The organism is Streptomyces sp. PR69 (assembly GCF_026420845.1).
In the GTDB taxonomy this organism is placed as follows: domain Bacteria; phylum Actinomycetota; class Actinomycetes; order Streptomycetales; family Streptomycetaceae; genus Streptomyces.
In genome coordinates, this window is sequence record NZ_JAOWCB010000012.1 from 60,174 (window position 1) to 73,517 (window position 13,344).

Consider the following 13,344-nt stretch of genomic DNA (forward strand, 5'->3'; position numbering starts at 1 on the left):
GTCAAAGGGGGCCTGCGATGGACGTCTCCCTGGAAGTCTCCTTTCTCGGCGGACCACAGCCGCAGCGCGGCGTCGGCGTGGTCGCCCCGTTCGATTTTGCGCTGGACCGGGAGCTATGGCGCTGGGTCCCCGACGACGTCTCGCTGCGCCTGACCCGCACCCCCTACGTCCCGGTGGAGGTCTCCCTCGACCTGGCCCGTGTGGTGAGCGAGCACGAGACGCTGTGCGAGGCTGTCCGGGCGCTCGGCGAAACGGAGCCGGAAGTGGTGGCCTATGCCTGTACCTCCGGCAGCTTCGTCGGCGGTCTGGCGGGGGAGCGCGCGATGGTCGAGGCGATGAGCTCCGCGGGGGACGTGCCGTCGGTGACCACCTCCGGAGCCCTGCTCGAAGCCCTCGATGAGCTGGGCGCCCGTCGCATAGCCCTGGTCACCCCCTATACGGAGTCGGTGACCCGGTCCCTGGAGGAGTATCTGGGCGAGGCCGGGGTAACGGTCACGGGCCGCGCCTTTCTCGGGCTGACCCGGCACATCTGGAAGGTTCCGTACCGCTCGGTGGTGGACATGGCGCGACAGGCGGTGGTGGGCGCGGCCGACGCGCTCTTCATCAGCTGTACGAATCTGCCGACGTACGACGCCATCCCGCAGCTGGAGGCCGAGCTGCGCATGCCGGTGCTCTCCGCCAACCAGGTGACGATGTGGGCCGCGCTGCGCCGGGTCGGGGTGCACGCCGTCGGCCCGTACCAGCAGCTGCTGATCCAGCCGGAGCCGCGGCCGCAGAGCCCCCTGGAGGCGCGGCTGGAGGACGGCCTGGAGGTGCGGCTGGACGAGAGCCTGGAGGCGGGCTTCGAGGCCGGCCTGGACGAGCTGGGGAGCCCCGAGGCGACGCCTCCCCTGCCTCCCGTGCCTCCCCTGCCTCCGGTGCCTCCCGTGCCTCCCGTGCCGCCCATCGCCCCGGCCGCCTCCGCGGCGGCCCCGGCCGGTCCGGCCGACCCGCAGGCCGACCCCTCGCAGCTTCCGCCGTTTCCGCCGACTCCGACCGATGAACAGGAAGGCTGGGCATGACGATCGTCGGGCTTCTCTATCCCGGGCACTCCGCCGAGGACGACTACCCCCGCATCGAGGTGCTGCTCGACAGCGACATCAGACTGGCCGTCCTCCACACCGACATCGGCGAGGACGCGCACCGGGTCGACGCGCTGCTGGAGATGGGTTCGGCCGAGCGGCTGGCCGCGCGGGTGGAGGAGCTGCGTCTGCAGGGCGCCGAGTCGGTGGTGTGGGCGTGCACCAGCGGCAGCTTTGTGTACGGGTGGGAGGGCGCCCATGACCAGATCCGCTCGCTCGCCCGGGCCGCGGGCCTGCCGGCCTCCAGCACCTCCTTCGCCTTCGCCCACGCCGTGCGGGAGCTGGGCGTACGGCGGGTGGCCGTCGCCGCCACCTATCCGCAGGATGTGACGGATCTGTTCACCGACTTCCTCAAGGCATCCGGGGCCGAGGTGGTCGGCAATCGCGCGAGCGGCGTCATCACCGCCGAGGAGGTCGGTGCCTGGGGACGGGAGCAGGTCCTTGAGCTGGCGCGCACGGGCGACCATCCGGATGCCGAGGCGGTGCTGATGCCGGACACCGCCCTGCACACCGCCGCGTATCTGGACGAGCTGGAGGAGACCCTGGGCAAACCGGTGCTGACGGCCAACCAGGTGACCGTGTGGGAGGGCCTGCGGCTGGCCGACCGGAAGGCCTGGGGGGACGGTCTGGGGCTGCTGTTCGCCCGCCCGGAGCACCTGGAGCGCGGCGACTGAGCGAAGCGCGGGGGGTGACCGGAGCGCGCGGACTGACCGGAGCGCGGGAATAACCGGAGGATGCCTCCTGTTGTCTGGTCCGGCACATGCCAGGCCTGACCAGTGAGTGAAGGCCGCAAGCCCCGTCCTTCAGGGCGAGGTTGGGCCGGTTCCGGCCCGCAGGCGAATCCGCAACCATGATGTGACAATTGTCAGCTCGTTAGGGTAGCGTTCTCGTAGATCGTTTCCGGCCAGTCCGGGGAGGTGTGCCATGAAGCTGCGCTACAACGAGCGGATCTATCCGACCAGTCAGCAGTGCCGTGACCTGGCCCGCTTCTTCGGCTGTGCCCGCGTGGTCTACAACGACGGGCGCAGGCTGCGGTCTGAGGCGTACAAGAACGGGGAGCCGTTCATCACCGACGCCCAGTTGCAGAAGCTGGTCATCACGGCGGCGAAGAAGACGCCGGAACGCCAGTGGCTGAAGGAGGCCCCGTCCGTTGCGCTGGTGCAGTCCCTGGGTGATCTGCACGCGGCGTACCGGAACTTCTTCGCGTCGAAGAAGGGCCTGCGGCAGGGGCCGAAGGTCGGTCATCCGAAGCGGAAGAAGAAGTCCGGGCGTCAGACGCTCAGGTTCACCCGCAACGGGTTCGCGCTGCGCGACAACGGGCGGTTGTTCATCGCCAAGCTGGGTGAGGTGAGGGTGCGCTGGTCGCGCCCGCTGCCGTCCGAACCTTCGTCGGTCACGGTCATCAAGGACGCGGCGGGCCGCTATTTCGCCTCGTTCGTGGTCGAGACCGACGACAAGCCGCTTCCCGCCCTGGACCTTGAGGAGACGGATACCGGGATCGACCTGGGCCTCGCCTCCTACGCGGTGCTGCGCGGGCGGAAGATCACTTCCCCGAAGTTCTTCCGGCGTCAGGCCAAGAAGCTCCGCCGCGCCCAGCGCAAGCTGTCCCGTGCCCAGAAGGGCTCAGCGAACCGGCGCAAAGCCAGGCTCGCCGTAGCGAAGATCCATGCGCGCATCGCGGACCAGCGGCGCGACTTCATCGAACAGCACACCACCAGAATCACGCGCGAGAGCCAAGCCGTGTACCTGGAGGACCTGAACGTGAAGGGCATGGCGACCGCCAAGGGCAAGCGCGGCAAGTCCGTCCACGACCAGAGCCTGGGCATGTTCGCCCACACCCTGGAGGCCAAATGCGCCCGGTACGGGCGCGGCTTCGTCAAGGTATCGCGCTGGTTCCCCTCCACCCAGAAGTGCTCCGTCTGCGGAAGCATCGAAGGACCCAAGGGACAGGAAGGACTCAAAATCCGGCACTGGACATGCTCTTGCGGAGCCGCCCACGACCGGGACGAAAACGCCGAGATCAACCTTCGCGCCGAAGGGCGCGCACTCCTCGCGGCGGGACACGCCGAGAGGTAAAACGCCTGCGGAGGGCACGTAAGACTTCCCAAGCGGAAGCAGCGCTCGTTGAAACAGGAACCCGCCAGGAGCTGCACCCGCAGCAGACTGGAACCCCGGGCCTTCAGGCCCAGGAGGATGTCAGACGCACCACAAGCGCAGGAGGGCGCCACCGGTGGACGCCGCAGAGACGGCAGGGGCCGCAGAGTCGCCGACGGGCATACGGCGTCGCCCCCGTGCCCCTGCCCGTACTGGATCTGGTCACGGTCAGCGGCGGCGGCAGCGCGTCCGCGGCCCTCGCGACCAGCGTGCGGATCGCCCGGCTCGCCGAGCGGCGCGGCTATCGCCGCCACTGGGTCGCCGAGCACCACTCCATGCCGGGCGTCGCCTCCTCCTCGACGACGACTTCCCCGACAGGCACCCCTATGCCCGTATCCACGCGGTTCCCGGGCCGGTGCAGGGCCCCGCCGCACGCCGACCTCTCTGGCTGCACCACTTCTCGGCGCGCAACACGATCCCAGCGCTCGATCTGTGCCGGGAGAACTTCCGGCCCTCGGCCGTGCTCGACGCCCCGTACGCGCTGATCGGCGTCTCCGCGCCGGGCTGGACGAGCTGCAGAAGCGCACCGGCGCGGATGAGCTGATGATCACCGCCAATGTCCACGGGGGCGAGGAGCGGGTGCGCAGCTATGAGCTGATCGCGGACGCGTACGGGCTGCCGGACGCCGGCGGGCTGCCGGAGGAGGCGCCCGGAAGGTAAAACCTGGGTTTCCCCGCAGGATTGGTTCAAGCCAGGACCGCACGCGTCCCCGGCGCTTAATAGATCCTTAAACCGCTCGTCACCGAGGTGGCGAGCGGTTCGTTCGCGGTGCCCACGCCTCTGACGAGCGCGTTTCCTTTCAGATTGGTCTAGTCCTCAATTTGGTTCAGACCATTGACGCGCGGTTGGCCGGATCGCTATCACTCTTCCAACTCCCGTGGGAGACCACCCGTTCCGCGCAACCCCCGGAGGCAGCACGTGCGTGCCCATAAACGCTCCCGCAGACCCCTACTCGCGGCCCTGACGACCGCGGCGCTCGCCGCGGGCACCGTGGCCGGATTCGCCGCCACGGGCACCGCCGGCGCGGCGGACGCCGCCTCCGCGGCCTCCGCCGCGGCCTCCGGCGGTGTCAAGATCGCCTACTACGACCAGTGGAGCGTGTACGGCAACGCCTTCTACCCGAAGCACCTGGACACCCGGGGCATCGCGGAGAAGCTGGACGTCATCAACTACTCCTTCGGCAACATTCACCCCACCGACCTCACCTGCTTTATGGCCAACAAGGCGGCGGGGGACGACAACAACCCCAACGCGGGTGACGGCGCGGGCGACTCCTACGCCGACTATCAGAAGTCGTTCTCCGCGGCCGACAGCGTCGACGGCGTGGCCGACAAATGGGACCAGCCGATCGCCGGCGTCTTCAACCAGTTCAAGAAGCTGAAGGCGAAGCGCCCGCATCTGAAGATCAATATCTCGCTGGGCGGCTGGACCTACTCCAAGTACTTCCATGACGCGGCGAAGACCGACGCCAGCCGCAAGAAGCTGGTCTCGTCCTGCATCAAGCAGTACCTGGACGGCGATCTGCCGGTCGAGGGCGGCTTCGGCGGGCCCGGCGCCGCCGCCGGGATCTTCGACGGCATCGACATCGACTGGGAGTACCCGGGCTCGGACGGTGGCCACCTCGGCAACCACTACGGCCCCGAGGACAAGCGGAACTTCACCCTCCTGCTGGCCGAGTTCCGCCAGCAGCTCGATGCGTACGGCGCGGCACACGGCGGTAAGAAATATCTGCTCACCGCGGCGCTCCCGGCCGGCCAGGACAAGATCAGGCACATCGAGACCGACAAGATCGGCGCGTATCTCGACTACGCGAACATCATGACGTACGACATGCACGGCGCTTGGGACGCGGACGGGCCGACCTACCACCAGTCCCCGCTGTACTCGCCGGCGTCCGACCCGACGGACCCGATCGCGCCGGGGGACCAGAAGTACTCGATCGACAACGCCATCGACGCGTGGATCGACGGCAACGCGGCCTACGGCATCGCGGGCGGCTTCCCCGCGGACAAGCTGACGCTGGGGTACGAGTTCTACTACCGCGGCTGGAAGGGCGTCCCCGCCGGGGCGGGCGGCGGCCTGGCCCAGTCCGCCACCGGCGCCTCCGCCGCCCGGCCGGTCAGTCAGCAGGCGGGCATCGCGCACTACAAGGAGCTGGGGGGCATCGTCGACAACCCGGCGACGACGTTCTGGGACGACGAGGCGAAGGCCGCGTACTTCTACAAGGACGGGGAGTTCTTCACCGGGCTCGACAAGCGGGCCGTCCAGGCCCGCGCCGACTACGCCCACAGCCGCGGGCTCGCGGGCGCGATGATGTACTCGCTGCTGGGCCTGGACGCGAACACCACGCTGTTCAACGAGATCGTCGCGGCGGTCGGCGACTCCCCGGACCCGACCCCTACCCCCACCCCCACGCCGACCCCCACCCCCACCCCGACTCCCACTCCTACGCCGACGCCGACGGACCCGCCGTCCGGCTGCACGGCCGAGGCATGGAGTGCCGGTGCCGTGTATACGGCGGACATGAAGGTGTCCCACGCCGGCCACACCTGGCGCGCCAAGTGGTGGACACAGGGCGAGGAGCCCGGGACCACCGGTGAATGGGGCGTCTGGGAGGACCTCGGCGCCTGCTGATCCCACGGTCTGCCGCCTCCCGCAGGCCGCCGCCCCCGCCCGGAGGACCGGGCGGGGGCGGTGTGCGTCAGCCGGGCGCGCCGTCGCGCAGGCGCGCCATCTGGGTGTCGTAGTCGTCGAGGATGCCCCTGAGCTGCCGCAGCGCCTCGGGCGGGATGTCCGCAGGGGCGGCCTCGGCCACATACCGCGCCGCGGCGACCAGGGCTGCGAACTCATATGCGTGCGAGGTGATGTTCAGCACCCCGGGGCGCGCCCAGTCGAGGACCATCGCGGGTCAGGCCTTCGCGCTGAGGTAGTCCTTGATCTGGTTCAGCTCCTGGACGAAGCCGTCGTAGTCCACGCGCATGCCGTTGAGGTAGGCGCTCCAGCCGAGGCTGTTCTTGGCGTAGTGGACGGCTTCCTGTATCTCCTCGTCCGTGGCGCCGAACATCTTCGCTGCCTCGGTGTGGAACAGCGTGCAGTAGCGGCACTTGGTCTCGGAGTGTATGGCGAGGCCGATCAGCTCCTTGTACTTGTTCGGGATGAGCGTCTCACCCAGCTCCAGGGTCTTGAAGATCTCCCATTCGGCCTCAAGCAGGCTGTCGGGGATCTCGGCGAAGAAGGCGGGAACGAGTCCCAGGGTCTCTTTGATCTCGGACTCGATCTCTCCGCGGTTCCGGCCGGCCATGGTGACCACTTCCTCTCCCAGCCGAGCCGTGCACAGCACCCCCTTTTCTCACCATAGATCCATATCGTGACGGGATATACCCCCTCAGAGGGGCCGGACAGGAGACGGGGGCCGGGAGACGGAGCCGGGAGCCGGGAGCGGGGAGACGGGGGCTTTGAGGCCGGTCTCAGACCGGGAGCGGGACCGCGCCGATCATATGGTCGATGTGCTCCGGGGCGACGGCCCTGGAGTACAGCCAGCCCTGCCCGGTGTCACAGCCGATGCGCCGCAGCCGCTCCGCCTGCCCCGCCGTCTCGACGCACTCCGCGGTCACCGTCAGCCCCAGCCGGTGCGCGAGGTCCACCATCGCCTCGACGATCGTCTCGTCGGCGGGGTTCGGGTGCGCCTCGTCCTGGAAGCCGCGGACGAAGGACCCGTCGAGCTTCAGCGCGGACACCGGCAGCCGGCTCAGATACGCCAGATTCGAGTACCCGGTCCCGAAGTCGTCGATGGCGATCCGCACCCCCATGTCGCTGAGCGCCTGGAGCGCCTGGAGCGGGCGGCCCGCGGAACCCATCACCGCGGACTCGGTCAGCTCCAGCTGGAGCAGATGCGGCGCGAGCCCGGTCTCCGCCAGGATCCCCGCCACATCCGCGACCAGGTCGGAGTCCCACACCTGGCGCACCGCCACATTGACGCTGACGAACAGCGGGGGCGCCTCCGGATGGTCTTCCTGCCACCGCTTCGCCTGCCGACAGGCGGTCCGCAGCACCCACTGCCCGAGCTGGACGATCGACCCGTCCTCTTCGGCAATTCCGATGAACCGATTCGGCGTCAGCGTGCCGAACTGCGGATGCCGCCAGCGAACCAGCGCCTCCACCCCGTGCGCGACCCCGTCCGCAAGGCCCACCAACGGCTGGTATTCCAGCTCGAACTCGCCCCGCTCCACCGCGGGACGCAGCGTCGAGGCGAGCGCCTGACGGGTCATCCGGTGCGCGTTCCGTTCGGGGTCGAAGAAGGTCCAGCGGGCCTTTCCGTCCGCCTTGGCCCAGTACAGGGTGGTGTCCGCGGCCTGCATCAGCCCGGTGGCGGAGGTGCCCGCCACCGGGCGCTCCACGACTCCGATCGAGGCGGAGAGCGACAGCCGCTGGCCGGCGAGGTCGAACGGCTGCTGCAGCGCGGCGAGCACGGTCCTGGCGAGGTCGGCGAGCTGTTCCGTGCCCGTCGAGTCCTCGACGAGGATCGCGAACTCGTCGCCGCCGAGCCGGGCCGCGAGGTGCCCGCCGCCCGGGCCGCCCCTGCCGCGCCCTTCGCCCCGGTGGGCGCCTGACTCACCCCGGCGGCCCTGGCCGCCCCCCGCGGCCGCCGCGCACTCCGACAGCCGTGCGGCGACCGCGGCGAGCAGCCGGTCGCCGACCCGGTGGCCGAGGGTGTCGTTGACCGCCTTGAAGCCGTCGAGATCCAGGTAGCACAGCCCGATCCGGCCCGTGGACCCCTCGTCGTACGCCGATGACTCCAGCGCCGCCGTGAGCCGCTCGAAGAACAGCGTGCGGTTGGCCAGCCGGGTCACCTGGTCGTGCATCTGGAGGTGGCGCAGCCGGGCGCGCAGCTCCCGCCGGTCGCTGATGTCGGCGACGGACAGCAGGACCGTACGGCCGTCGCCGGCCATGGGGGTCACCGTGATCTCGGCCCACAGAGGGCGGCCGTCCGGGTACTTGAGGCGGCGGGTGCAGCGGAACCGGGAGCGGCGGCCGCGCAGGACCTCGCGGTAGGCGTGCCAGGTGCGCCCGTCAGAGGCGACGTCGACCAGTTCGGCCGCGCACCGGCCTTCGAGGGCGGGCGGCTCGGCGTCGAGCAGCGCGGCGAGCGCGTCGTTGGCCGAGACCACCAGGCCCTCGTGGTCGACGACGGCCATCGCCATATGGGCGGCGTTGAAGGCGGCCCGGTAGTCGGCGGCCGCGGAGCCGGCCGGGCGGCGGTCCGCGTCCCGGCCGTCGGCGGCCAGGTACTGGGCCGCGCGGCAGTCGACCGCCAGACAGCCGGCCGCCCGGGTCTGCCGCTCCTCGCCACTCTCTGTCACTGAAATCAGCGTGCCGACGGGCACTGCGACTCCCGCCGTCCCTGGTCCTTCGGAGAATCCGCTCACCGCTCACTCCCGCAGTGCAGTTGAGTCGTACAGGGCCGTTCACATGGGGTCGGGAAAGGCTGGCCAGGTCGAACTGGGGGAAATTGTGCCGAGCATAGAGGCTTGTCCGGCAGCCCTTCCAGCCTCTCACCCCTCGGGCGGACTGCCCCCGAACAAGGGACGATCGTTTCTGCACAGCTGAGAGCGGGGGCTATCCCCGTACTGACTGAATGTGACGTTCCGTGAATCGTCGGAGTGTCGCCGGATGTCCCTCCCTGACGCTCGCTGATCCACGGTCTCGGCTCGGTGTCGGGCGGATGTCGGCTCGGTCACCCAGGCGGGGCAGCGGAACAGGGCAAATAGCGACAATTCGGCACAGGCTGGGAGAGGTGTCCCTCGTTTCCGCAGCCGGAGGTCCATGTGGAGGGTCAGCATGCACCCGTGGGAACACCCGAGGGGGTGGAACTCACGCGATTGCGCAGCGCCGCGGCCGCCTTCACCTCACTGGTCGCCCTCGCCGCCATGTCCCTGGTGGCCGGACCCGCGGCGGCCGGGAGCTCCTCCGAACCCTGCGAGCTGCGCCGCACCGGCGTCCACCACTCGCTCGGCCTGGACTCCTGGAACTCTGCCTACCCGAGGCCGACCGCCGTGCTGGACGCGGTCATGGTCTTTCTGGCGTTCCCTGACTCCACCCCCCGTCACCAGCCGCGCGAGCTGGCGGCCGACCACTTCCCGGCGACCGCGGAGTTCTTCCACCACGCCTCGTACGGACAGTTCGAGCTGCGCGCGCATCCGCAGCGGCGGTGGGTGACGATGCCCAGGCCCTCCACCGCATACGCGATAAAACGGGACTGGGAGCCCGAGGGGCGCAGCGCCTATCTGCGCGACGCCCTCGCCGCGACCGACCCGGAGGTCGACTACTCCCGCTACGACATCGTCTATCTCGTGGCCGACCCGGACGCACCGGGCGTCGACTCGGACGCCACGAAGGTCGTCAACTTCGAACGCCCCCTGCGTGCGGACGGCGTCGACATCAGAAGGGTGGTCACGGTCTTCGAACGCCATCCGCCGGACCGCCATGTGCTGGCCCACGAGACCGGCCATGTCTTCGATCTGCCCGACCTCTACCACCGTCCGGCGGACGGCAAGGGCGACTGGGACACCCATGTGGGGGACTGGGATGTGATGGGCAGCCAGTTCGGCATGGCCCCCGACCTGTTCGGCTGGCACAAGTGGAAGCTGGGCTGGCTGGGCCGCACGGCCGTGCGCTGTGTCACACGGACCTCGCTGCTCACCCTGGAGCCGATCGCGGCCGCGGCCGCGCCCGGCGGCAGCCTCGGCACCCGGCTCGCGGTCGTGCGGACCGGCCCCGACACGGTGCTGGCGATCGAGGCGCGCGGCGCGGCCGGCAATGACGAGGGGACCTGTACGGAGGGGGTCCTGCTGTACCGCGTACGGGCGGCGGCGGCCTCGGGCGACGGCCCGGTCCAGGTGATCGACACCCACCCGGAGACCGAGGCATGCTGGGACGAGTCCGTCTACCCGCCGCTCGCGGACGCTCCGCTGGGCGTCGGCGAGACCTTTACGATGCCGGGTGCGCCGGGGGAGCGGACCCGGGTGGAGGTCGCGGACCGGACGCGTACGGGCGCATGGACGGTCCGGATCAGCATGGTCTGACGGTCGCTGCAAGAAGGCCCCTCGCGCGATGCGAGGGGCCTTCTTGTCGTCTGTGCGCCGCCAGGGACTCGAACCCCGGACCCGCTGATTAAGAGTCAGCTGCTCTAACCAACTGAGCTAGCGGCGCCTGCTGACGTCGTAGACCTTAGCATCCTGATCGGCGGGAGGAAAAATCGATACCCGGACCTCATCGGCGCAGGCCGTGCGCACGGCCCGGACGGCTGCCCAGACGAGCACCTCGGGCCCCGGCAGCCAGGGGTGCCGGGTGTCCGGGGCCACCAGCCAGCGCGGCCCGGCGGGGTCCGCCGGAGTCAGCGGCGGAACGGTCACCGCGTCCCCCGCGCCATGGCAGATCAGCGGCGGCACGCTGTCGCCCCACGCCTCCCAGCGCAGCAGGGACGGCAGCCGCTGGGCCGCTCCGGGCGCGGCGAAGAACAGCATCCGCCCCCGGTGCACGGCCGCGGGGCCCGATCCGGGGCCCTCCTCCCAGAGCCGGTCGAGCATCCGCCGTCCGAAGACCGCCGGCACATTCACCACGTCGAAGACCGTGCCGCAGGGCAGCGCGGCGGGCGCGGTCGGCTGCGTCCGCCACGCCCAGAGCGCACCGCTCGGGCATGCCGCGGCGGAGGCCAGCCACTCCGCCCCGGGGGCGGTGACCTGGCCGACGTGAAGGGGGGTGTCCGGGAGCACGGCAGACGAGGTAGTCATGGCTCCAAGATCTACCGAGAGTGAGAGGCCGGTTTCTGAGAGTTGGAAAAACGCGGACAGGGAGGGGTGGGAAGGGGTATCTTGCCCCCCGGCATATGCGGGGCTGCGGTGCCAGCGGCGTAGTGCCGCACGGGTGTGCGGCCGCTACGTCCCGCGGGGGCGCGCTCCAGCGGATCGCGATGTGACAGCGTGACAGCGTGACGGCGCGACGGCGTCACGTCTACGGCGTCGGGCCTACGAGGTCCCGTGCCGGAGCAGATCGCGCCCGAACTCGATCATCTTCCGGGCGTAGTCCTCGGTCCACTCGGCACGGGCGGCGATGTCCGCGGCGGTGAGCCGGTCGAACCGCCGGGGATCGGCGAGCTGCGCGGCGGCGACGGCCTGGAACTCCATGGCCCGGTCCGTCGCGGCCCGGAACGCCAGCGTGAGCTCCGTGGCCCGCGTCAGCAGCTCGCGCGGATCCTCGATCGACTCCAGATCGAAGAAGTGCTCGGGATCGGCGGCGGCCTCCGCAGGCTCGAAGAGCAACGGCGCCGGCCGCAGCCTGCGCTCGCCCCGCTCGGATTCCGCCATGCGCACTCTCCTCCTCAACCCACACCACGGAAGATCGCCCCCGCCGCCTCTTATTGTCCCGCCCACCGCAAGTGCGCGTCGCGCCGCCCCTTGCCGGGGCGGAGGAGGCTGCCCGTCCGCGCGGGTTGCGGTAACTGGGCAAGCCCAATCCCAGCCCCGCCTGGGGTACCCCTGGGGGCACCTCCCAGCGGTAGCTGGGGGAGGTAGCTGGGGGAGTTTGAGTCCCGGGGGTCCGGGGCGGAGCCCCCGGGAAACTGGGGTCTGGGGGCGGAGCCCCCAGACTCGGGAAGTGGGGGTCCCCCTACGCCCCAGGGCGTAGGGGGGGAGGGGTGGGGGAACCACCCCCCTCAGCCCGCCCACCCCACCCGATGCTCTCCCAACCGCGCCAGCACCGCGTGATTCGCCTCCCACCCGTCGGGGAACTTCACCGTCACCCCCAGCTGCACCGGCTCCGTCGACGGATGTTCGTCCAGCAGGTCCGTCACCCCCGCCCGGCACACCACCACGCATGCGTGCCGGTGCCTGGACGTCAGCACGCACAGCCGGCCGGTCTCCAGGTGGAACGCCGTCGCGTCGGGACGCCCCGACAGCGGATGGAGCACGACTGTGACGTCGAACTCCCGCCCCTGGAGACGGTTCGCCGTGTCCACGGTGACCCCGCTGACGCCCGTCTCCGCCAGCGCCGCCCGCACCGCCGCCGCCTGATCGCGGTGGGCCGTGCCGACCGCGACCCGGTCGGCGGTCACCGGAACCGGCTCCGGGGAGCGCTCGCTGGTCGCCGCCGCCCCGCGGTCCAGCAGCCGGCGGACGACCCGGGCCACCGCCCGTACCGCCTCGGGGTCCGTACGCGGCGTGTGCCGGGCGGGCAGCTCCAGCAGGCCCCATCCCGACTCGGCTGCCTCGTCCAGCACCCGGTCCGCCGCGGAGCCGTCCGAGGCCGTGCCGAAGGCCAGCCGCCGGTCCTCGTGCCGCGTCCCGCTGCGGAACGGCGTGTACGGGTAGAAGGCGTCGGACACCAGCGGCGCGGCCGACGCAGGCAGTCGCCACGACACCGGGAGCCGGTGCTGCGGCAGATCGGGGTTGTGCGCGAGCAGGGTGGAGACCGCACTGGCGGACGGGTCGTACGACAGCCCCGCCCACTGCTCCGCGCCGACGATCGAGAAGGGGTCGAGCTGCCCCGGGTCGCCCACGAACAGCGCACGCTCGAAGAGCCCCGCCACGGCGAGCAGCGCGTCGGAGCGCATCTGGTACGCCTCGTCGACGATGGCGTGCCGCCAGGGCTCCGCGTTCTGCACATGCGCCCACTTCGCGGCCGTCGAGATCACCACGTCGAGCCCCGCGAGATCGGCGGCCTTGGCGGAGGTGCGGACGTTGTCGAGGCCGTCGAGCGCCTTGTCGTACGGGTCGGGGTCGCTGCTGTGCAGCCGGCCCACCGGCAGCTGCGGGTCCTTCTCGGCGAGCCGCAGCACGAGATCGTCGACCTGCGCGTTGGTCTGGGCGATGACCATCAGCGGCCGCCCCGCCGCGGCCAGCTCCCGTGCGGCGCGCACCACGAGCGTCGACTTGCCGGCTCCGGGCGGTGAGTCGACGACGACGCCGCGGTGCGGGCTGTGCAGGGTGTCGGCGAGGATCGCCTCGGTGGCGCGTGCGGCGGCAGCGCCCGGATCGAACGCCTTCACCGGTCACCTCCCGCGTCCCCCGCCGCC

Annotated in this window: 11 protein-coding genes, 1 tRNA gene and 1 pseudogene; 6 read left to right on the forward strand and 7 right to left on the reverse strand. The window is 70.8% G+C overall.

Features of this window, described 5'->3' with window-relative positions; genetic code table 11:
• Window positions 1-29 precede the first annotated feature (29 nt).
• The 5 genes and pseudogenes from OF819_RS14220 (at window position 30) to OF819_RS14240 (ending at window position 5,909) form a co-directional block, all read left to right on the forward strand.
• Window positions 30-1,061: a decarboxylase gene (locus OF819_RS14220; RefSeq protein WP_267243959.1), complete on the forward strand. Its 1,032-nt coding sequence runs from the start codon at window positions 30-32 to the stop codon at window positions 1,059-1,061.
• On the forward strand, window positions 1,058-1,795 hold the full coding sequence (locus OF819_RS14225; RefSeq protein ID WP_267243869.1) for a decarboxylase: 738 nt from the start codon (window positions 1,058-1,060) through the stop codon (window positions 1,793-1,795). The genes OF819_RS14220 and OF819_RS14225 overlap by 4 nt, the downstream gene beginning before the upstream one ends.
• A gap of 250 nt (window positions 1,796-2,045) precedes the next feature.
• On the forward strand, window positions 2,046-3,197 hold the full coding sequence (locus OF819_RS14230; protein WP_267243870.1) for an RNA-guided endonuclease InsQ/TnpB family protein: 1,152 nt from the start codon (window positions 2,046-2,048) through the stop codon (window positions 3,195-3,197).
• A 215-nt stretch (window positions 3,198-3,412) separates the two neighbouring features.
• Window positions 3,413-3,935: pseudogene (locus tag OF819_RS14235) on the forward strand (hypothetical protein).
• Window positions 3,936-4,193: 258 nt separating this feature from the next.
• Window positions 4,194-5,909, forward strand: coding sequence for a glycosyl hydrolase family 18 protein (locus tag OF819_RS14240; protein ID WP_267243871.1), 1,716 nt, complete (start codon window positions 4,194-4,196; stop codon window positions 5,907-5,909).
• Between the two features lie 67 nt (window positions 5,910-5,976).
• Here OF819_RS14240 and OF819_RS14245 read toward each other — a convergent pair whose 3' ends face one another.
• The 3 genes from OF819_RS14245 to OF819_RS14255 form a co-directional block, all read right to left on the reverse strand.
• The gene (locus tag OF819_RS14245) at window positions 5,977-6,177 is read right to left on the reverse strand and encodes a hypothetical protein (protein ID WP_267243872.1); all 201 of its coding nucleotides are present in this window, start codon (window positions 6,175-6,177) and stop codon (window positions 5,977-5,979) included.
• A gap of 6 nt (window positions 6,178-6,183) precedes the next feature.
• Window positions 6,184-6,576 (reverse strand): carboxymuconolactone decarboxylase family protein, encoded by a 393-nt coding sequence (locus OF819_RS14250; protein ID WP_267243873.1) that lies wholly within the window; start codon window positions 6,574-6,576, stop codon window positions 6,184-6,186.
• 166 nt (window positions 6,577-6,742) lie between these two features.
• A complete protein-coding gene (locus tag OF819_RS14255; protein WP_416370534.1) occupies window positions 6,743-8,701 on the reverse strand; it encodes a putative bifunctional diguanylate cyclase/phosphodiesterase in 1,959 nt (652 codons plus the stop codon).
• A 420-nt stretch (window positions 8,702-9,121) separates the two neighbouring features.
• On the opposite strand from OF819_RS14255, the gene OF819_RS14260 reads away from it, so the two are divergent.
• Window positions 9,122-10,357 carry a M6 family metalloprotease domain-containing protein gene (locus OF819_RS14260; protein WP_267243874.1) on the forward strand — a complete coding sequence of 412 codons (1,236 nt, stop codon included), beginning with the start codon at window positions 9,122-9,124 and terminating at the stop codon, window positions 10,355-10,357.
• 53 nt (window positions 10,358-10,410) lie between these two features.
• Here OF819_RS14260 and OF819_RS14265 read toward each other — a convergent pair.
• From OF819_RS14265 to OF819_RS14280, 4 genes are all read right to left on the reverse strand, one after another.
• A tRNA-Lys gene (locus tag OF819_RS14265) sits at window positions 10,411-10,484 on the reverse strand.
• On the reverse strand, window positions 10,475-11,065 hold the full coding sequence (locus OF819_RS14270) for a bifunctional DNA primase/polymerase (protein ID WP_267243875.1): 591 nt from the start codon (window positions 11,063-11,065) through the stop codon (window positions 10,475-10,477). The genes OF819_RS14265 and OF819_RS14270 overlap by 10 nt, the downstream gene beginning before the upstream one ends.
• 234 nt (window positions 11,066-11,299) lie before the next feature.
• Window positions 11,300-11,638 (reverse strand): hypothetical protein, encoded by a 339-nt coding sequence (locus OF819_RS14275; protein WP_267243876.1) that lies wholly within the window; start codon window positions 11,636-11,638, stop codon window positions 11,300-11,302.
• 347 nt (window positions 11,639-11,985) lie between these two features.
• Complete coding sequence (locus OF819_RS14280) at window positions 11,986-13,317, reverse strand: AAA domain-containing protein (protein ID WP_267243877.1); 1,332 nt, start codon at window positions 13,315-13,317, stop codon at window positions 11,986-11,988.
• Between the last annotated feature and the right edge of the window lie 27 nt (window positions 13,318-13,344).